The organism is Paenibacillus vietnamensis (assembly GCF_020169515.1).
GTDB lineage: Bacteria > Bacillota > Bacilli > Paenibacillales > Paenibacillaceae > Pristimantibacillus > Pristimantibacillus vietnamensis.
The window spans coordinates 31,563-51,768 of the sequence record NZ_JAHMHW010000015.1; the positions used below are offsets into that span (position 1 = coordinate 31,563).

Here is a 20,206-nt window from a genome sequence, read left to right on the forward strand (position 1 = left end):
GCATCAATTTTGGCCGGCACCTGCTCTCAATTCGGTGGATACCGCTTGTTCCTTGTTAAAATAATGTTGTCGGTAATTGTTTACATGGCTGTAGTAATACCGTGTGATTCTCAAAATGCGTTTTAAGTTCAAGTCCTCTTTATACCAAAGGGTTTTGATCGCCTTTTTCTGTTGGAACAGCTCTTTAATTTCAGCGGATAATGCCGGATCCGTTACATATTTTTGCAGCACGGCTTTTGGCACATGTGTCCAAAGGGCTGTTTTGTCGCTGTATACGCAGTCATTGTCCTTGTTATAAACGACACGGTCGATCAGCGCAGCGATCATGTTAAGCCCTGCAGCCCTGACAAAAAAACTGCTTCTGCCAAGTCTCGGATTAATTTCGAACAACATATATTTTCCTGTTCGGATGTCATATTTCATATCGATATTGGAAAAACCGACATAACCGATCTCTTCAAGAAAGGCTTGTACTTTCTTATAAATGCCCATATCGGACCGGCTAATAATCGCAGCGTAGTTGCCAAGTGTTTTTGGCGCATATTCCTCAAGCACCGGCTGGCCGAGACACATCATTTTCACTTTCCCGTTGTCGTCGGAGAAGCTGTTGATGACACGCATCGAGCTGTCTCCGCCAGGAATAAATTCCTGTATAATTAACTTTCCTTTATAATCGGAAGTATTTATGTTTCTGACCATAGTTAAATATTCATCCTTGGACTTAAAGAAAAACACCTTCTTTTTGCCCTCAAAATGACAGTGCAAATACTCGTAGGCGTTGCTGTTTTCGGGCTTTACGACGATTGGAAACTGAAAATCCATTTGCTCCAGCGCCCTATCGCGCTCATGCGGCTCACAAACGATTGTTTTCGGATAATCCAGTCCATGTTTTTCGCATAGTTTATAAAATTTATCTTTTGTATCAAGCGTATTAAGCAAAGCCTCTGATATAAAATGGTTCGCAATAAGTCCTTTGAATTTGTCATAATGCCGCGACAACAAGGATGCATAATAATCCGAGCAAGGAATGACGACTATTTTTCTGTTCGGCTCGGCGTATTTTTCCAATATAGCAAGCAGAGCGCCCGGAAATACTTGATCATGGTCAAATTGATCGATTTGAATGAGATCAAATAGTTTGCTGTTCATCGTTGGGATTAACAGCCGGGTGCAGAGCAGCAGCGGCTTGATCTGGTAAGCCTCATGGATGAGCCTTACGTTTCCATATGCATTTTCATCGCTTCCAAGTATAATCGGAAAAAAATCGTGAGTTTTCATGTGTTCTCCTTGTTCAATGTGTTCTAAAGTAAAATTAATTCTTCTATTATACACGATTCTGCAGCACTTTGTTTTTATCCCGTCCTTAAGAGACGGCAAGCTCTTCGCCATTTCCGGCCACCATGCGGTTCATCCGTATGGTGGCTTTTGTTTTATGGCAGTTCACAATACTTTTAATTCCCTCTGCTGTTCCATTAACAAAGCTTTGGTAAGGTAGCAAGGACAAAAAAAGGACAGGAGGCGAACAGGCGATTTTTTTCAGCACGAATCCGCTAGAAATCAAATAATCCGAGGAGTGAAGGAATGAGCGCTTTGTTAAATGGTGCCGAACGGTTTCGCGTAAAATCGCGTTATTTCGTTCTCGCGCTGATGGCTGGATTAGCCTTGCTGGTTGTGATCAAGCCCGTTCTCGCGCATGACAACGATGCGGTTATAACGGGAGTCGTGTTTGCGGACCGGGACGCCGACGGCATACAGGATGCGAACGAGCCGGGAATTGCCGGAGTGGGCGTCTCTGACGGCCAAGTGTTGGACAAGACGGATGATTCGGGCAGCTATAGCCTGAAGATCGACACGCAGAGAAGGACGGGAGATATCGTGTTCGTCACCGTGCCGAGCGGTTATGGTGTGCCGGCAAACAAGGACCGGACTCCCCAGTTTTATAAGCAGCTGGGCGATGTGAAGCCCGGCGAGCAGCGTAACCAGGATTTCGCCCTTCTGAAAACGCCGGAGAGCTCTAATCCGAACTTTACATTCGCTAACCTGGCGGACGTTCATGTCGAGAAAGGGACGACGAACAACCTGGAGCGGTTCTCCGGACAGCTCTCTCAGGTGAATGCTTTAACCGAACAACCGGCATTTATAGCGGTAAGCGGCGATTTGACGAACCGCGCGACGGATGCGGAATTCCAGGATTATACGGCGGCTGCGTCAACCTCCGGCATTCCGGTATATCCGGCCGTAGGCAATCATGATGTCGCGGCGGGAACAAGCTACGGCGTCCGATTAGAGCGGTACCGCAGCTATTTGGGGCCGGAATGGTATTCATTCGATTACGGCAACCGGCATTTTGTCACGTTAGAGAACAATCTGGGCTTCGGCGAGAAAGATCAGCTGGAATGGCTGCGCCAGGACCTGGAGTTGAACGCGGGAGACAAAGAAGTGGTCGTGATCGTACACAAGCCACTGAACACGCCGCAGACGCCAAACGGGGCTAAAGCCTATATCGACCTGCTGGGGCATTATAACACGGTTCTTGTATTAATGGGACACACGCATGTGAATGATGTGGCGATTGACACGATTCCCGGCGCCGCGCATATTACAACCAACTCCAGCTCCTATACCATCGACCAGACGCCGAACGGTTTCCGTCATGTGTCGTTTAAGGGCGGAGAGGCGCAAACGCCGTTCAAAATGTACAACGTGGATCAGAGCCTAACCATCGTTCATCCTGCGAACGGCAGCAAAATCGGCCAGGACAAAGCCGAGGTGCTCGTTAACGCTTACGATACCTCTAGAGAGGTACGAGAGGTCGAATACCGGATTGACGGCGGCGCTTGGAAAAAGCTGAAGCCATCCAGCGATTTTTCGTGGACGGACGAAGCTGATTTTAAGAATGAAGCGGCGGGCAATCATCGGATTGAGGTCAAAGTGACCGATACGGCCGGAAAAAGCTGGAGTCGAACCAATGCATTTGAGGTTGTAGGCAAATCCAGCCTGCCTGTCATCCATGGAGGCAGCGATTGGCCGATGTTCCACGGCAATGCGCAGCATACCGGACAAGCAGCGGATCTTATAGAGCCCGGTCTGCGGCTGGCATGGAGCTACAGAACTCCCGGCAGCATATTGACTTCCTCGCCGGCGATCGTGGACGGCCGGGTATTTATTGGAACCAGGGACGAGAACGGAGCGGAGCATCAAGGCGTTCATGCGGTCGATCTGGAGACAGGAAATAAGCTTTGGTATTTCAAGTCCGATGCCCAGATCCAGTCCTCTCCCGCCGTCGCAAAAGGCATCGTCTACGCATCGTCGATTCGAGGCACGCTTTATGCTCTGGATGAACGAAGCGGAGAGAAGCTTTGGGAAAAAACGGTCGGAACAGCGGACGTAAGCAGAGCGTGGATGTACTACTCTCCTACAGTGGCGGAAGACGTGCTCTACCAGGCATACAGCACCGGCGGCGGCAGCGCGATCATGGCGCTTGACGCAAAGACAGGCGCCGAATTATGGAGCAAGCCGCTTGCGGGCGGCTGGATTGCGGAAAATTCACCGGTTTACGAAGACGGAAAGGTATACGTCGGCGCAGACGGAGGATGGCTGATCGTGCTGGATGCGAAGACCGGCTCCGAATTGTGGCGTAAGCAGCCGGCCGGCGGCTGGATGCATTCGATGCCGGCCGTTAAGGACGGCCGCGTATATATGGGCTATCAGGGAGGCATCCTCGTTGCGCTCGACGCGGCGACCGGCGAAGAGCTGTGGCGCTACCGCAGCCCCGACACTTCTTATATACCGGGCAATGCTACCGGTTCTTCACCTGCAATAGCTGACAATACCGTCTATATGGGTATGCCGGACGGGAATGTCGTCGCACTCGACGCGGTTAAAGGTACGCTGCTATGGAGCTACCGTACGCAGGGCGGAATTATTTCATCGGCTGCAGTCAGCGGAGATACGGTGTTCATCGGCTCCAACGACGGCAACCTGTATTCAATCGACAGAACGACCGGACAGCCTTTATCGCAATATGAGATTGGGGCTTGGGTCGCTTCTTCGCCGGCTGTTTCCGGGAATGCGCTTGTCGTCGGCGCTTTTGACGGTAATCTGTACGCCTTCACGTCCGGCGGCGAATCCGCAAAGAGATGGCCAAGAGTTACCGGTCACATCACCGAGTCGTCGACAGGGGAGCCGGTTGGCGGTGCCAAGATCGTAGCCGTCGGCCAGAACGGGGAAAGCAAGACGGTTGCTGCGAATTCCGACGGAGCATATACGATCGGATTGCTTCCGGGAACGTATACTCTGAAAGCCGAGGGCAGGGGGTATATGGACAGTCCCGCAAGCACGCTGGAGCTTGCCGATGACGGTAAGCCTCGGCAGCTCGATTTGAAAATAACCCGGATTGATCATCCGATTGCCGGCGTATCGGCTGAGCTTCCGGACTTTAATTCCGCCAGTCCAAGGCTGGACGTAGAAGACGGGGATACGTTCCACTATGCGATGAACAACCGGATACAGTCGAACGTGTCCGGTAAAATCGGGGCCAATAACACAGCCGGCACGTTCCAGCCCGGATGGCTTGCCGATGTCGCTCTCCTGGATGACGCGGCGCTTGAGACGATCGATTGGAGCGAGCTTATTCTTTCCGCGAGGATGAACGATCCGAAGGTTCCTTGGAACCGGAAAGGGGAATGGCTCACGCTTAACGATATACAGGCAGACGGCGATACGGTGCGCGCCTCCGGGACGGCGCAGATCGATGCTTCCCTGAAAGCTGCCGTCTCCTACAAAACGCTGCCCGATGCCCCGGTCGTCAAGATGACCCTCGAGCTTGAGAATACGGGTACATCTGATTTTAAAGGATACTTTCAGTATTTGCTCGATCCGGACAGCTCGGACGATACCGCTTATGTACCGGGATTAGTCAAGGAAAATCCGGGATTTGTGACTGCGGGCTGGAAGGGGAACTACGTTTATGACGGTCCGAAATCGGCCGTGAAAAGCCCCGCTCACGCGATCGCTTGGACGGAAGAACAACCGGCAGGACTGTCTGCATTCGGTTATATATTCGGAGTTTGGTTTGACGCAAGCGTCCCGGCCGGCGGAAAGCGCTCGGTCAGCTGGTACCATATCACCGATTATCCCGCCGCCGGCAGCGATGTAACGGCCAATATTGCCAAGTGGGCGTCCCGTCTGGACGTGCTTGATGATGAAGTCGAAGATCAATCACGCGCTGAAGGCATCGTGACCGATGCCGAGACAGGCTTGCCGGTTCAAGGAGCAAACGTGGAGGCAATCGGCGGGAACGGATCATCCATCGGAAGCGGATCGACTGATGCCGAGGGCCGTTATTCTATCGTATTGCCGCCGGGAGCGTATACGCTTAAAGCAACAAAACTGTCCTACAGCGCAGCAGCCGGCTCTATCGGAATCCTGGAAGGAAAGACGGCCCGACTGGACATGTCCATGAAGCCGGTCCTGGTAGATGCCGGCACCGGCAAGAAGATAGAGGGTCCCACATCCGAAGGAACGCTGCAAGACATTATTATGGAAAACCGGAAGCTGACGATGGCGATCGCCGCTGTCAGTGAGGATCCGCAGCTGTCCGGTGCGACGAAGGGCAAGCCCATCGACATCGCGGTCAAAGGCCAGCAGGATCAAACCGACTGGTTCAATCTTCCGTATCTATCACTGACGCTGCCTGCAGGAACCGAGGCGTGGCAGCAGCTATCGGTAAAGAACAGCCAGGTACAGGTGCTTGAAGTGACGGATGCCTATGCAAAAGTAAGAACTGCAGGCGTTTTTGCAGAAGATCCCGGGATCTCGGTGGAAACGACGTATACCTTAAAGGCAGATGAAGAGTGGGTTACGGCAGAGACCGTCATCAACAATTCGGCTGCAGAGCCTAAATCGGTGTGGATCGGCGACGCGATCGATTATGACGGCGCGGGGCAAAAAAGCGGAGTCTCCGGTCACGAGGTGATCACTACGCCGTATTCCGAGCCTCAGCCTTATACGCCTTCCCAGCCGTGGATCGGGATGAGCGGCAACGACGGGCAAGTCTACGGACTGATATATGACGGCGATATGAGCGGAATGACCGCATACGGGAACGGCAACTGGATGATGAGCCGCATACAGGCCGAGCTTCCGGCAGGCGGAAGCTATACGCTCGTGAGGCGCATCGCAGCGGTGCCGGGCAGCGCCTCGGAGGACCCGTTTGCCGTGCTTTCCGAGCTGTACAATCAGCAGTAATAGAAATGGCCCTTTATCCGGTTTGGGGTAGAGGGCCGTTCTGTATTCAAGACGAAAGATGAATTCAATGAGCAGAGGTGTGGCGCAGCAGTGAAAAAATGGGCTTTCCGTTGTACGGTTTTCCTTCTATGCTTCTGGATAAACGCGGTTTATTTGTCGTCTGCCGTTTTCGCGCATACGGAGAACAGCGAAGGCTACTCGAACGTGATTTTAGAAGAGGACGGCCTGCGTTATGAGCTATATATCGATTATTTTGAATTGGCGCGCGTCATTGACCTGGGGGTGAATCCCGGCGCTTCGGACGAGCAGCTGAACGCGGCTTTGAGGAAGAACGCGGGGCCCGTTTCCGGCTATTTGAACGAACATTTGAAGATCATTGCCGACGGCGTGGAAATTTCCGGCGAGCTGGCGGATACAAGTGTCGCGAAATGGAATAATGACCGCGATTATGCCCAAATCCTTTTGAATTATCCTGCATCGAGCATGGAATCGGCGGCTGTTGTGATCCGTTACAGTGTATTTTTTGACGATAACGACGAGATGCATCGAAATATATTAACCTACGGCTCAGGAGATAGTCAGGAGCAATTCGTCCTGCAGGCGAACGAAAGGGAATTTAAGGCCGGCAACGGGACGCTGCTTGGGCAGGTATTCCGGTTCCTGCAGCTGGGCTTTCACCATATTCTCATCGGTTATGATCATATTTTGTTTGTAGTTGCGCTTATGCTGGGAGCAAGGAAAATATCCGATATGCTAAAAGTAGTGACGGTGTTTACACTGGCTCACAGCGTGACCTTAGGACTTACAGCGCTTGATTTGATCCGGATTCCGGCAGAGATTGTCGAGCCGCTCATCGCACTTAGCATCGCCTACGTGGCTATCGAAAATATATTGTTTCCTGCCCCCAGGTTCCGGCTGGCCGTCGTTTTTGTGTTCGGCTTGTTTCATGGTGTCGGGTTTGCCGGCGCGCTTAATTTGACCGGTGATCTGTCATGGAAAGCGTTTGTGTCCATTCTTTCCTTTAATCTTGGAGTCGAGGCGGGACAGATCCTTGTCATTGTGCTGCTGTTTCCATTGCTGCTGGCGATCCGAAAATACAAGTGGAGTAAGATTGTACATGGAACGGCAACGGCAGGTATTTTTATATTCGGTATGATGTGGTATTTGGAGCGTTTTTTTGGAATATAAGAAAGGGGAGTTAAGGCTTCACCGCGCGCGGCGAATTGCAGCATCCTTCCACAATTCGCCGCCGAATGATGTTTAGGCTTTAATCGAGGTTTAAATGATACTCTTCTTAGTAAAAACCGTTGGCGACGTTTCTTCTCCAGCCAGCTTATTTCCTCGCGTAACATATACTTCTTTATCGAGTATGACATGGTCCAAAGTAGAGTCCTCTTCGATCACGCATTTCTGCATCAGTATGCTGTTTCTGACGACCGCTCCTTTCCCGATGCGGACTCCCCGGAACAAAATGCTGTTCTCTACCGTTCCTTCTATAATACATCCGTTAGCCACCTGTGAATTCGTAACGATAGCGCTATTTGCATATCTGGCGGGAGGTTCGTCCTTAATTTTGGTATAGATCAATCCGGGCTGGTAGAAAAGCGATTTCCAAACATCGGGGTTTAATAGCTCTCTGCTGTATTTATAATAGTTTTGGACGGAATTGATGATAGCCAAATATCCTTTGTATTCATAGCTGTACACCTTCAATGTATTCAGATTGCGGATAATGACATGCCGCACCAGATCGTAGTAGTTTTGGTTCACGCTTTTTTTGACCAGATCCATGAGCAGTTCCTTCTCAATAATGATCATACGCATGTATACCTTGTTGCTTCTTTTAGTCTGCTGGTTTTCTGTCATTCGTACGACCCGTCCATCGTCTGCTAAATCAAGCGTAATCAGATTAGCAAAATCCTCGCTGTCCTCATCCACTTCCTTGTAAATGACGGTAATATCCGCTTTTGTTCTCCGGTGGTTTTCTATCGCATCGGTATAGTCGATATTGCAGATCATATGGCTGCTTGAAACGACAACGTACTGCTCATTGCTGCGGTCAAAATATTCAAGGGAGCCGTAAAAATTTTGCAAATCGCCGTTAAAGCCCGGGGCATGGCTGTTGTTGGGAGGCAGAATGAACAGTCCCCGGTGTTTTCGATCCAGGTCCCATTCTTTTCCTGACCCCAAATGATCGATAATGGAACGGTAACTGTTGTGGGCGAGTACCGCCACATTGTTAATCCCTGAATTCACCATATTGGATAATACAAAGTCAATTAAGCGGTACCTGCCGCCGAAGGGAACCGTTGCCGTTGCCCGCGAGTACGTCAGCTCATGTAAGAGCGGCTGGTTGATGCTGAGATTGATGACGCCTAACACATTATTCATCGCAATCACTCCAATATTAATTGAGAAGAAATGACCATGTTCTCGCCGATTAAAGTGATTTCCGCCGATTCATCCGGGCTTCCGACAGATGCGCCGTCCTGGATGACGGTACCCGAGCCGATTATGGCTTTATGGATCGTAACGTTGTCCCCGATTTGGGCGTAGGGCATAATAACCGAATCTTTTATGATGCTGCCTTTACCGACATGAACACCATAAAACAATACGGAATGGTCAACTTTCCCGAATACCATACATCCTTCATTCACTAGCGAGCCGGTAACTTTGCCGGTAGAGGCGATATGATGGGGCGGCTTGTTGGGGTTTTTGGCATAAATCCGCCATTTGGGGTCATGCAGCGTAAACGGCGGATCTTCCAGAAGCAGGTCCATATGCGCCTCCCACAAGCTTTCAACGGTTCCGACATCCTTCCAGTACCCTTCAAAGCGGTAGGCATAAATCGGATTATCGCTATCCAGCATCGACGGAATAATGTCTTTGCCGAAGTCATTGCTGGACATGGGATCTTGTGCATCGTCGATTAGCTTCTTTTTCAATACGTCCCAGGTAAAAATGTAAATGCCCATGGAAGCAAGATTGTTTTTCGGCTGCTTCGGTTTTTCCTCGAACTGGGTAATCCGGTCGTCTTTGTCCACATCCATGATTCCGAATCTGCTGGCTTCCTGGATCGGCACTTCGATAACCGCGATGGTTGCGTCGGCTTTTGTTTCTTTATGCTGCTCAAGCATGAGGGCGTAATTCATTTTGTATACATGGTCACCGGAAATGACAAGTACATATTCGGGATCGTATTGTTCAAGATAATGAATATTTTGATAGATGGCATGCGCCGTTCCTTTATACCAACTGCCTCCTGTTTGTTCCATGAAAGGAGGCAGAACCGTGACTCCGCCGTGTTTACGATCCAAATCCCATGAGCTGCCGATTCCTATGTAGGAGTTCAGTACCATCGGCTGGTATTGGGTCAGCACCCCAACCGTGTGAATGCCTGAATTGCTGCAATTGCTCAAAGTAAAATCAATGATCCGGTATTTGCCGCCGAAGGGCACAGCGGGTTTTGCCAGCTTTGTGGTGAGATGGCTTAATCGTTTGCCTTCACCGCCTGCAAGCAGCATCGCTACACACTCTTGTTTCTGCACTCGGCTCTCTCCCTTCTGTGAGAAATCTCCACCGTTCATTTTAAATAGATAGAATTTTCAGATAATTTAAGCCGTTCGAACTCCTTTCTTCGATACTTGTAGGTGTAAGCGCATACATAGTTGTAGGAATTATATTACTCCGTTGGTAGTCGGAAGTCAATAAACGATGGTTTTTTGGGGGTGGTTTCTACACCGCCACTGCTTTTTTGAACGAGTCAGTAATGCATGATACGTCTCTTTATCACGCAATCCTGAAGCTGCCTATGCTTGACAAGCAACCGAATGGTTGCTTATACTCGATATATGAATTGGGATAAAGACGCTATATTCAAAGCACTTGGAGACTCGACTCGGCGGCTTATTTTAGACGAATTATCCGAACGCAACGAGATGACGTTGTATGAACTTACGGTGCGTCTCATTATGAAGCACGACCTCTCCATTTCACGTCAGGCAATAGCTAAACATCTTGCTGCATTGGAAGATGCAGGGCTTGTTATATCCCAAAAAAAGGGGAAATATCGAGTAATTATATTCAACAACGAACCGCTTAAAAATTTGCTAGAAGGATGGATAGAGTAATTCTCGCTAATATAAAAAGGAGGCAATCACATTATGAAAATCATTGTTACAAGCATATTCGTTCAAGATCAAGACAAGGCATTGAAGTTTTATACAGAAACGCTGGGTTTTGTAAAAAAGCAAGACGTTCCCGTCGGTGAATTCAGGTGGATTACGCTTGTTTCTCCCGATGAGCAAGGCGGTACCGAGCTTTTACTCGAACCGGATAACCATCCTGCCGCCAAAGAGTACCAAAAGAGGATATTTGCCGATGGCATCCCCGCAACCATGTTTGGCGTTGCAGATATTTATAAAGAGCACAAACGATTATTGGAAAACGGCGTGAAGTTTACTATAGAGCCGACAAAAATGGGCGAAGTCACAATTGCTGTGTTCGACGATACATGCGGCAACCTTATTCAGATAGCGCAGCAGTAACTTTAAAACGAGTACTTTGGTTCAACCATGAGGAGCAGTTTGCCGCCGCGGCAACTGCTCCGTATTGTTTTTATTAAGCTATTTGAATGGTACAACAAGCAAAAACATTATTGTGCTAGAGGGTACTAACGGAGTGGCATTAACCCGTACAATCTTCTCGTTGGAAGGGGTTCTATAGTCTAGGTCGAATAAGATATAACACATATGAATGATCTCTGCTCGATATGAGCATGATCGGCGATGCGAATCAGCAGGTTTGCTGGACGGGACGAATAAACTATTCGATTTACGGGGACTCCGACGCTTTCTTGCATGTTTAGGTATGGTCTACAATTCCAGATAATAGGAGTGAACGATAACGGATTATGGCACAGATCACGGAAGCCTACATCGATGCATTGGCGCCCAATGCAGCAGCCATCAAGAACGGGCGGGATTTGGTAAGGAAGAACAGCTTTCAGCGGCTTTGCCGAACGGAAGACGGAACGTTGATCTTTGGAGAATGCAAGGGGAGCGGCAAAGAGCCGTATAGTTGCTCGGCCGATTTCGTTAAGTCGGATAGTCCGACCTTCCGCTGCAGCTGCCCGAGCCGGCAGTTCCCATGTAAACATAATCTGGGTCTACTCTATGCCTACGTATCCGGGGTTCCTTTCCAGATGGAAGAGATCCCTCAGGATATCGCAGACAAGCGGGACAAGGCGGAGAAACGCGAGGAACGCAAAAAGGAAGCCGCTGCTGCCGGTGACGAGCCGGGAGTCGCAAGTAGACGGAAGACGAACCGCAGTGCGCTGATCAAAAAGATGAACGCCCAGCTAGAGGGGATCGACCTCATGGATAAGCTCGTGAAGCAGGTGATACAAGGGGGGCTAGCCGCGCTGGATGCCAAAACCGCCATTATGCTCGAGGATCAAGCCAAGCAGTTGGGTGGCTATTACATTCCAGGCATGCAGGCAGCGTTTCGCGAGCTTCTGCTTCTCGTACGCGCCAAAGGTGACCAAGAGCAGCTGTACACCGCCATGATGGATCAATTGACCATCTTACATACCTTAATTAAGCGCAGCCGTGAGTATTTGACGGCAAGAAAAGATAATGAGGGAACTATGGACACGGGTTCCCGCCTTGAGGAATGGATCGGACACGCCTGGCAACTGGCGGAGATGCGCGAACTGGGCCTCATGCGGACCAACGCAGAGTTGATGCAGCTGTCGTTCCGATCTTATACGGATGAAGCGCGAGGGGAGTACGTGGACGAAGGCTTCTGGCTTCCGCTCGGCTCCGAAGCCGCTGTCGAGATCGTCGTCACGAGGCATTATCGCCCGTTCCGCGCTGCCAAACATATCCGCGAGGACGATTCCTGCTTCGCGATCGTGCAGACAAGAGAGCTCGCCATATATCCAGGCGACCTGAATCCGCGTGTTCGCTGGGAAGACATGACGAGTCGCGAGATCGAAGCGAAGGATTACGCATTAGCCTACTCCGCAGCCAAGCGGTCCTTTTCCGACGTTATCAAGCTGGTGAAGAATCAGCTGAAGAGTCCTCTCGCGGACAAAAATCCGGTCGTACTGCTCCACTACGCGAAGCTGGGCAAGATTGAGGATACATATGTGCTGGAGGATGAGCAAGGCAAGCGGCTTGTACTGGGCAATATTGACGCCATCTCGCATCCGACGCTGCAGCTGCTGCCGATGCTGGATGCAAAGCTGTTCGCCGATCAGGAAGTACTTGTCATGTTCGAGCATCAAATGGGGAGCAGACGCCTAACGGCACAGCCGCTTGCCTTTGTCACGGACGATGCGGTCATTCGGCTACTTTACTAATTGGAGAAGAGAGGGGGTATCGTTCATGAGTATAGAAGTGTTGTATGATTTGCACCAGGATGTCAGACGTTTATTCATCGCAGGGAGTGCCGTATCAAGCGGAGATATCAGGATCAAACGGAAGCTGCCCCAGCTGGAGCAGCTGGGACAGAGCGCGCCGGTATTCAAGCGGGTGGCGGAAGCGGCATCGCGCGTGGGAGAAGGCAATGCCGAGATGGCGGCGGATGCGCTGCTGGAACTCGCCTTATTGCTCCATGCGATTCTATACACACAAGGACAGACTGACGCAGCGGGGACATTGGAACCGATCGAAACTCATACCGTGACCAATGGCAATAAAGATGTTCCAACCATTCCTTATCGACGGCTGAAGCCTTTGATCGACGCGCTGACGGATCGGGGGCCTGGTCGGCATGAGGTGATTAAGCAGGCTTACGAGGATAATATTTTCGCTGATATTCGCACTTATGTGCCTGCTGTCATTGCATTGGGGGATCCCTACTCCGAGATCGCGGACTATATGACGGATGTCGTGATCCCGTCGATGGGGACGTGCGTGCTGCCAATCCTCCACGCTAAGCTTAACCTGCAAGGCGGGCAGGCTGACGCAAGGAAGTTGATAATCATCCATAAGCTCTCCGCACAAGCATCGCATGACTTGATCGCGAAAGCGATGATGGAAGGCGCTATCCCAGTTAAGCTCGCTGCCATAGGGGCCGGTACGGGTAATCCTGACCTGGAAGACCTGCTGCATGAAATCTCTTACGATCGTAAAAAAGAAGTCCGCGCCGCGGCACTGCTTGCCGTGGCCAAAAATGGATCTGACCGCGCGGTGGAACGTCTATTCGAGGCTCTAAAGAGCAAGGATGCCGAGATCGCAGTGGAGCCTCTGAGACGCTGCAATCATTCGTACGTGGGCCAAAGGCTGGTCGAGGAAGCTTCGGTACTGTGCGATATTCTCATCGGCGGCCAGCTGGATGCTGCGAGCGTGGAGCGAATGATGGCCGTGCTTAACGCGATGGAAGGGAAGTGTGATCCCGCCATAGAAGAGTTCCTGGTCAAGCTGCTGCAGAACCAGGCATTTATCATGAAAGAGACGGAATCGATGCAAGCCTGCGCGGCTCACCTGCTGCTGGAGTTCGGTACGCCGACCGCCTTTGAGATGCTTCATGGTCTTCGGGGACGAACCAACATACTCGAATATGCATTCCGGGCAGCGCTGCGTTCCTTGCCGCGAGAAGCTGTATACGATCACTATCATGGATATTTGGCCAAGAAGCAGTCTGCAGCAGGCAAAGCGCTGCTGCGAGCCTGCCATGACATCGCTATTCCGGTAACGATAGCACTGCACGAGTTTGTGAACGATCAAGAGTTTGAGCAGCGTCCGGAGTACGATTGGGACCCTCGCTGGGTACAGCTTTTCATAGAATTAGAAGAAACCGACCTCGTGTGCAGCTTGGCCGAGCATCCGGATAAGCTCGTTATTGACTATTTACTCGGTCGGCTTCATAAGCCGAAGGCAAGAATAGGCGATCAGATGATGATCGTGATGACGTTGTTCAAGCTGGACTACAGGGATGCGCCAGAGCTCCTAATGAACTTACTGGAGCAGGCTTCGCCGCAGCAGTTCTACTATGTGACTGAGGAGCTTCGCGTTCTGATTTTGCAGCTGCCGAGCAGTTACGCGGATAGACTGCGCAAACTGGCTGAACGATTCACCTATACATCCTTCAAGGATGAGATACAAAGTCTGGCGGACAAAGTCGCCATGAAACCGATTGAAGAGAATGAAAACAAAGGAGCGGGATGGATTGCATGGATTCAAAGCTTAATGTCTTAAGGCTGCCGGCCGAGCAGCTATACTCGAACGAAATCGAAGCACTAAAGGCTGTTGACAAGGATGCCCGCCCAGCCGGGTGGCAACTGTCACCGAAGGCCGTACTTACCTACATAACAGGCGGAAGAGCTGGCGATATGGCCATTACGCCGAAGTATATCGGTCATACGCGCCTCGTCGAGATCGCGATTGCGACGCTGCTTACCGACCGAGCATTGCTGCTAATCGGCGAGCCGGGAACTGCGAAGTCGTGGCTGTCGGAAAATCTGACGGCGGCAATCCACGGTGATTCCTCGAAAGTCATTCAAGGGACAGCCGGCACGAGCGAAGAACAGATCCGGTATTCCTGGAATTATGCGATGCTGCTCGCGCATGGCCCTTCTGATGCAGCGCTGATTCGCAGCCCGATCTATCGCGCTATGGAGACAGGGGGCATTGCGCGCTTCGAAGAAATTTCTCGGTGTGCCTCCGAGGTACAGGATGCGCTTATCTCGATTCTTTCGGAAAAAACCATCTCAATTCCGGAGCTGGGGAAGGAGGTCTCAGCCGCACGCGGCTTCTCCGTGATCGCCACCGCGAATACGCGTGACCGGGGTGTCAATGAGATGTCTGCCGCCTTGAAGCGCCGCTTCAATATTCTCGTACTTCCTTCACCGGCCGATCTGGAGTCCGAGGTCGAAATCGTGCGCAAACGCATTAGCGAGCTGGCTGCCAGCTACGAGCTCGGTGCCGAGATACCGGAAGAAGATACCATGCGCAAGGTCGTCACGATCTTTCGTGAGCTTCGCAGCGGCATGACGCTGGATAGCAAAGAAAAGGTAAAGCCACCGGGAAGCGTAATCTCGACGGCGGAAGCCATCTCGCTGCTTACGAACAGCATGGCGCTGGCCGCCAGCTTTGGCAGCGGTTCCGTGCAGGATGTAGACGTTGCCGCCGGACTGCAAGGGGCGATCGTCAAGGATGATGAGAAGGACGCAATCGTCTGGAAAGAGTATTTGGAGAATGTCATGAAGAAGCGCGGCTCGGAATGGCGCGGTCTCTATCATGCCTGCCGGGAGATGAACCCGTGAGTGCGCCCGCTGCGGCGGCGGCCGGCCTCCATCGGTTCGGCGTAAGGCATCTGTCGCCGGCAGGTGCATATCACCTGTGTCGTGTTCTTGACCAGGTTCATCCGCAGCTTATTCTGGTTGAAGGCCCTTCCGATGCATCAGAGCTGATCAGCCAGATCATGCTGCCAAAGGTTGTTCCTCCGATTGCGATCATGGCCTACACCGACAGCCTGCCGGTACGGACGATCGTTTTTCCGCTGGCCTCTTATTCTCCTGAGTACCAGGCCTTTCAATGGGCAACGGAGCATGGCGTCGAAGCGAGGTTCTTCGACCTGCCTTCCGGTGCTTCTATCCTGTTGAACGAGGCGAGACGGTCGCTGTCATGCGAACAGGAAGAGGAAGGGAGCGAGCGTCGGATTCAATTCGCTGCATTTCGCCGCAGGCAGAACGCTATCTTTGATGAGATCGCACTTCTCTCAGGCGAGACCGATTACGAGAGCTATTGGGAACGAAACTACGAGCATACGGCTCGGCCTGAGGCCTACAGCAGTGCAATTCACACTTTGTCAGCGGAGATGAGGGCGCTTACGGAGGCGGAGGAGCTTGAACACGACCCGGCAGAGGCAGCTTACAACGAACTGCGCGAGGCCTATATGCGCAGGAAGATCCGAGATGCACTGGAGCGAGGCATCCCGGCACACAAGATCGTCGTCGTAACGGGCGCCCATCATACGTCAGCGATGGACTTATCACTCCCATGCCTGGAAGATGAAGAGCTTACTGCTCTTCCCGCAGTAAGTACGAAGCTGACGCTTATGCCGTATACCTACTACAAGCTCTCTAACATGTCGGGCTATGGGGCAGGCAACCTGGCTCCAGCGTATTTTGAATTATTCTGGCAGTGTCTGCAAAAGGGCGAGCTTGAAGCGCTCCCGGCCAGATATTTATCGAGTGTGGTCTCCTATATGCGGGAGGGCGGCACTTTTCGTTCGACTGCCTCGGTAATTGAAGGGGTACGCCTTGCGGAATCACTCGCTTCGCTAAGGGGTTCAAGGAAGCCTGTCTGGAGGGACATGCGCGACGCGGCCATTGTAACGCTCGGCTTTGGTGAGCTGTCCGCCGTAGCGGAACCGCTGGCCAGAGCGGATGTCGGGACAGCGATCGGTTTTTTGCCGGAGGGCGTTAGCCAGACGCCCATTCAGGACGACATGAACCGAAATTTGAAGCAGCTGAAGCTGGAGAAATATAAGACGACCGTTGCGGCCGATCTGCAGCTGGACCTGCGGGAGAATCGGCGCGTGAAGTCGGAGGACGCTGCGTTCCTGGATCTTCGGCGTTCCGTCTTCCTCAGCCGGTTGCGTTTGATGGGCATCAGCTTCGCCCGCAAGCAAAAGGATCTGAACGAGGCGGTCTGGTCTGAGCACTGGGTGTTGCGGTGGACGCCTGAGGCAGAGATTGAGATCGTCGAGTCGACTCTGCTTGGTGAGACGGTGGAAGTGGCTGCTGCATACCGGATTCGTGAGCAGCTGGAGGATAGTGCCGATATCCGAGAGGCGGCAAAAGTAATCCGGAACGCGTGGGAGTGCGGGCTGCCGGACGCGATGGAGGATGCGCGCCGAACGCTGCAGCAGATGGCAGTGGATACCGGCAATGTTCCGCAGATTGCCGGTGCTGCCCGGGAGCTTTCGGTGCTACTCAACTTCGGGGATATCAGGAAGCTGGACACCGGAATGCTTGAGCCGATCGTACAGCAGTTGTTCCTGCGCGGCACCTTATTGCTCATAGAAGCGGCCGCTTGCAGCGATGAAGCTGCCACGGAGATGATCGCAGCGATTCAGGATCTGCATGCGATCTCACAGGACCACTACGAACGTATTGACGACGAACGCTGGACGCGGCAGCTTCGTGAGCTTGCCTTCCGGGACGACCGCAATGCGCGGCTGTCCGGTTATGCATTCGCGCTGTTGATGGAGCGCAATCTGATTGAGCCGACTCGGCTGTCGCAGGAAGTCTCCCGCAGGCTGTCACCGGGCATCCCTGCGGACTTGGGAGCAGGCTGGTTCGAAGGATTATCGATGCGCAACCGGTACGCGCTGCTCTCCCGTGCGGAGCTGTGGCGTCTGCTTGATGAATACATTCAATCCTTGGATGACGAGCAGTTCAAACGATCGGTTGTTTTCCTGAGGCGGGCGTTCGGCTCGTTTCAGGCCAGCGAGAAGAACCTGATTGCCGAGACGCTTGGAGAGATCTGGGGGATCGGCGGCCTGGAGACGGGCGATCTGCTGCAGCGGGAGCTCAGCGAAGATGAAAAGGAGAAGCTGGATGCGCTTAACGAATTCGATTTTGGAGACCTTTAGCGATGACGATATCTAATAATCGTAAGCAGGAACTGACGCGCTGGCGTCTGATACTTGGCCAATCGGCGGAGCAGCAACTCGAAGGGATGAGCGGAACGGCCGCCGGCAGCTTACTGGACGACGAGCTTCGCCTAATGGACGAGGCGCTGGCAGCCATATATGATGATACAGCTGGCGGTATTGAGGTCGAAAGCGGAAGGCGTGGTGCTGGCCTCGGGCCATCTGCACCAAGGCTAGCCAAGTGGCTGGGAGATATTCGAAGGTTCTTCCCGACTGACGTCGTGTCCGTCATCCAGGCCGATGCAATCGAACGCAAAGGACTGACGCAGCTGCTGTACGAGCCGGAGACGCTAGCGCAGGTGAAGCCGGATATCCGTATGGTCGCAACGCTGATGTCGCTGAAAGGCAGAATCCCGGAGAAGACGAAGGATACGGCAAGGCAGCTGGTTAGCGCTGTTGTTGAGGAGATTAAGAAGCGGCTGGAAAACGACATCCGGCGTGCCGTCACCGGCGCCCTTAACAGGAGGAAGCATTCGCCGCTGCCTTCGTTGGCCGGCACGGACTGGAAGACGACCATTAGACGCAATTTAAAGCATTATAATCAGGAGCGTGGGATACTTATTCCCGAGCGTTTCTACTTCTTCGATCGCGCAAGGCGAAGCAAGGAATGGACAGTTATTCTCGATATCGACCAGAGCGGATCGATGGCTGATTCCGTCATTTATGCTTCGGTAACCGGATCTATATTTGCCAGCCTGCCTTCTCTGGATACCCGGGTTGTCTTGTTCGATACGGAGGTTGTGGATCTGAGCGAGCAATGCGCGAACGATCCGGTCGATATGCTGTTCGGCGTGCAGCTGGGCGGAGGAACGGATATTAACAAGTCTGTGGCCTATTGCGAGCAGTACATTGTGGAGCCTAGGAAAACCTTGTTTATCCTCATATCCGATTTGTACGAAGGCGGCAACCAGGCCCAATTGCTTCGCCGGATGGAAGCCCTGGTCGAATCAGGTGTGAAGGTGATCAGCTTGCTCGCTTTATCGGACACCGGCGTGCCTTCCTACGACGAAGGGGTTGCAAAGCGGCTGGCGAAGATGGGCATTCCCTGCTTCGGCTGTACACCGGATCTCCTGCCTGAGCTGGTAGAGGGCGCGCTAAAGGGTAATGACTTGAATGAGCTGGCGGCCAAGATTGGCGGCAGCAAAAAAGCCTGATAATTAAGGTGTTCAACCTCTCGGCTCTTGGATGGGACGCGAACCAGCCGATGGACTAGAGCATCATTTCGGCAAATCGAATCGACTAACACCTACAGGAATGTAACGGGCTAAAGAGTTGAAGAAGGTAAAACCTATCTACTAAGGATTGGATATAGCTGTTTAAGTCCAAGAATTTTGAGGTTAACCACATACGCTATAAATGAGAGGATGGTGGACAAGATGCCAAGATCATCTCACATCATTCTCTGCCGCATATTAAAGGCGATGTTGCTGCATCGCCCTTTTTAATTTGAGTAAAATAAATGATAACTCGCTAAGAAAAGTTCAAGAAGTGGTTTTGACAGGGTACGGTTATTTAGACGCCCATTGATAGCCACATGGAGGTCGATTTGTCGTGGACGACTGGTGTGAGGAGATCGCCCAAAAGAAAGAAGAAATAGATCATATTCTACTCAGGACGATTGATGAACTAAATTTAGACGCAGCATACGGAATAGTAAGGGAAACTAGCTTCAACCCTGCGGAGCTGCCGTCATGGACGATTCGTATCGGGGACTTCGAAACTGTGCTCACCCCTGCCATCATGCTGCAATATCTAAGTGAGCACAGAGACTTGAACAACGCATTAGTTCATTTTTTGTATGATCACTTTCCGTACTTCGCTAAACCGCAGCTTTAACTTGCCGGTAAATAGCAGTTTGCTGCAACATTTCTTTTGTTTGGATGTCTATTATAGCAGTCAAAATACCGGCGGATTGGTGGAGTGCTATGCGTAGCAACTTGAGATTAAAATTAATACTGCCATGTATCCAAGCATTTTTAAGTATTGTGGCACTAATAGTAGACAAGAGCTTCAATCATGGTCTCGGTGAGGGAGAAAATCAAATATGGGCCAATCTTGTCAGTAATATCGAATTTTTTATTAAGCTTTTTCTTGGATATGATGATATCGTGAACTACAATTTCAGGATAATCACGGTTCTATTGGCTATTGGTTTTTGGTATTTCATCGGTTTATCGGTTGATAAAATGATAGAGAAAGTTAAAAATAGGTCGATAGTTTAACCGAGACACGGTCGATTAGCGGCTCGAGTCGGTCATATACGGATATAGCGGACAGCAGTCGTCGA

At 51.6% G+C, this 20,206-nt stretch carries 13 protein-coding genes; 10 read left to right on the forward strand and 3 right to left on the reverse strand.

All coding sequences use genetic code 11. The features are described 5' to 3' along the window. Nucleotides 1-3: 3 nt before the first annotated feature. Entirely contained in the window at nucleotides 4-1,278 is a 1,275-nt protein-coding gene (locus KP806_RS21500; RefSeq protein WP_224725805.1) for a carboxylate--amine ligase, read from the reverse strand. Between the two features lie 303 nt (nucleotides 1,279-1,581). Here KP806_RS21500 and KP806_RS21505 point away from each other — a divergent pair, with 303 nt between their 5' ends. Then, a complete protein-coding gene (locus KP806_RS21505) occupies nucleotides 1,582-6,249 on the forward strand; it encodes an outer membrane protein assembly factor BamB family protein (RefSeq protein ID WP_224725806.1) in 4,668 nt (1,555 codons plus the stop codon). Between the two features lie 90 nt (nucleotides 6,250-6,339). Continuing rightward, nucleotides 6,340-7,437 carry a HupE/UreJ family protein gene (locus tag KP806_RS27870; RefSeq protein WP_224725807.1) on the forward strand — a complete coding sequence of 366 codons (1,098 nt, stop codon included), beginning with the start codon at nucleotides 6,340-6,342 and terminating at the stop codon, nucleotides 7,435-7,437. A gap of 90 nt (nucleotides 7,438-7,527) precedes the next feature. On the opposite strand, the gene glgD is transcribed toward KP806_RS27870, so the two are convergent. Next, nucleotides 7,528-8,640: a glucose-1-phosphate adenylyltransferase subunit GlgD gene (gene glgD, locus KP806_RS21515; protein ID WP_224725808.1), complete on the reverse strand. Its 1,113-nt coding sequence runs from the start codon at nucleotides 8,638-8,640 to the stop codon at nucleotides 7,528-7,530. 5 nt (nucleotides 8,641-8,645) lie between these two features. After that, nucleotides 8,646-9,800 carry a glucose-1-phosphate adenylyltransferase gene (locus tag KP806_RS21520; RefSeq protein ID WP_318153751.1) on the reverse strand — a complete coding sequence of 385 codons (1,155 nt, stop codon included), beginning with the start codon at nucleotides 9,798-9,800 and terminating at the stop codon, nucleotides 8,646-8,648. A 303-nt stretch (nucleotides 9,801-10,103) separates the two neighbouring features. On the opposite strand from KP806_RS21520, the gene KP806_RS21525 reads away from it, so the two are divergent. The 8 genes from KP806_RS21525 to KP806_RS21560 all read left to right on the forward strand — a co-directional run bounded on the left by KP806_RS21525 (nucleotide 10,104) and on the right by KP806_RS21560 (nucleotide 19,755). Then, complete coding sequence (locus KP806_RS21525) at nucleotides 10,104-10,382, forward strand: ArsR/SmtB family transcription factor (protein ID WP_224725877.1); 279 nt, start codon at nucleotides 10,104-10,106, stop codon at nucleotides 10,380-10,382. Nucleotides 10,383-10,415: 33 nt separating this feature from the next. Continuing rightward, nucleotides 10,416-10,799, forward strand: coding sequence for a VOC family protein (locus tag KP806_RS21530; protein WP_224725810.1), 384 nt, complete (start codon nucleotides 10,416-10,418; stop codon nucleotides 10,797-10,799). Nucleotides 10,800-11,164: 365 nt separating this feature from the next. Further along, the gene (locus tag KP806_RS21535) at nucleotides 11,165-12,616 is read left to right on the forward strand and encodes an SWIM zinc finger family protein (RefSeq protein WP_224725811.1); all 1,452 of its coding nucleotides are present in this window, start codon (nucleotides 11,165-11,167) and stop codon (nucleotides 12,614-12,616) included. Nucleotides 12,617-12,641: 25 nt separating this feature from the next. Next, nucleotides 12,642-14,456 (forward strand): hypothetical protein, encoded by a 1,815-nt coding sequence (locus tag KP806_RS21540; protein WP_224725812.1) that lies wholly within the window; start codon nucleotides 12,642-12,644, stop codon nucleotides 14,454-14,456. After that, on the forward strand, nucleotides 14,432-15,523 hold the full coding sequence (locus tag KP806_RS21545; RefSeq protein ID WP_224725813.1) for an AAA family ATPase: 1,092 nt from the start codon (nucleotides 14,432-14,434) through the stop codon (nucleotides 15,521-15,523). Before KP806_RS21540 ends, KP806_RS21545 begins: the two co-directional genes overlap by 25 nt. After that, entirely contained in the window at nucleotides 15,520-17,859 is a 2,340-nt protein-coding gene (locus tag KP806_RS21550; protein WP_397376422.1) for a DUF5682 family protein, read from the forward strand. Before KP806_RS21545 ends, KP806_RS21550 begins: the two co-directional genes overlap by 4 nt. 2 nt (nucleotides 17,860-17,861) lie before the next feature. Next, nucleotides 17,862-19,073 (forward strand): VWA domain-containing protein, encoded by a 1,212-nt coding sequence (locus KP806_RS21555; protein ID WP_224725815.1) that lies wholly within the window; start codon nucleotides 17,862-17,864, stop codon nucleotides 19,071-19,073. Nucleotides 19,074-19,470: 397 nt separating this feature from the next. Then, complete coding sequence (locus KP806_RS21560; protein ID WP_224725816.1) at nucleotides 19,471-19,755, forward strand: hypothetical protein; 285 nt, start codon at nucleotides 19,471-19,473, stop codon at nucleotides 19,753-19,755. Nucleotides 19,756-20,206: the final 451 nt, after the last annotated feature.

Coding starts and splice junctions, on each gene's coding strand:
- KP806_RS21500 (WP_224725805.1), bottom strand. CDS start 1,278: ATGAAAACTCACGATTTTTTTCCGATTATACTTGGAAGCGATGAAAAT.
- KP806_RS21505 (WP_224725806.1), top strand. CDS start 1,582: ATGAGCGCTTTGTTAAATGGTGCCGAACGGTTTCGCGTAAAATCGCGT.
- glgD (WP_224725808.1), bottom strand. CDS start 8,640: ATGAATAATGTGTTAGGCGTCATCAATCTCAGCATCAACCAGCCGCTC.
- KP806_RS21525 (WP_224725877.1), top strand. CDS start 10,104: ATGAATTGGGATAAAGACGCTATATTCAAAGCACTTGGAGACTCGACT.
- KP806_RS21530 (WP_224725810.1), top strand. CDS start 10,416: ATGAAAATCATTGTTACAAGCATATTCGTTCAAGATCAAGACAAGGCA.
- KP806_RS21535 (WP_224725811.1), top strand. CDS start 11,165: ATGGCACAGATCACGGAAGCCTACATCGATGCATTGGCGCCCAATGCA.
- KP806_RS21540 (WP_224725812.1), top strand. CDS start 12,642: ATGAGTATAGAAGTGTTGTATGATTTGCACCAGGATGTCAGACGTTTA.
- KP806_RS21545 (WP_224725813.1), top strand. CDS start 14,432: ATGGATTCAAAGCTTAATGTCTTAAGGCTGCCGGCCGAGCAGCTATAC.
- KP806_RS21555 (WP_224725815.1), top strand. CDS start 17,862: ATGACGATATCTAATAATCGTAAGCAGGAACTGACGCGCTGGCGTCTG.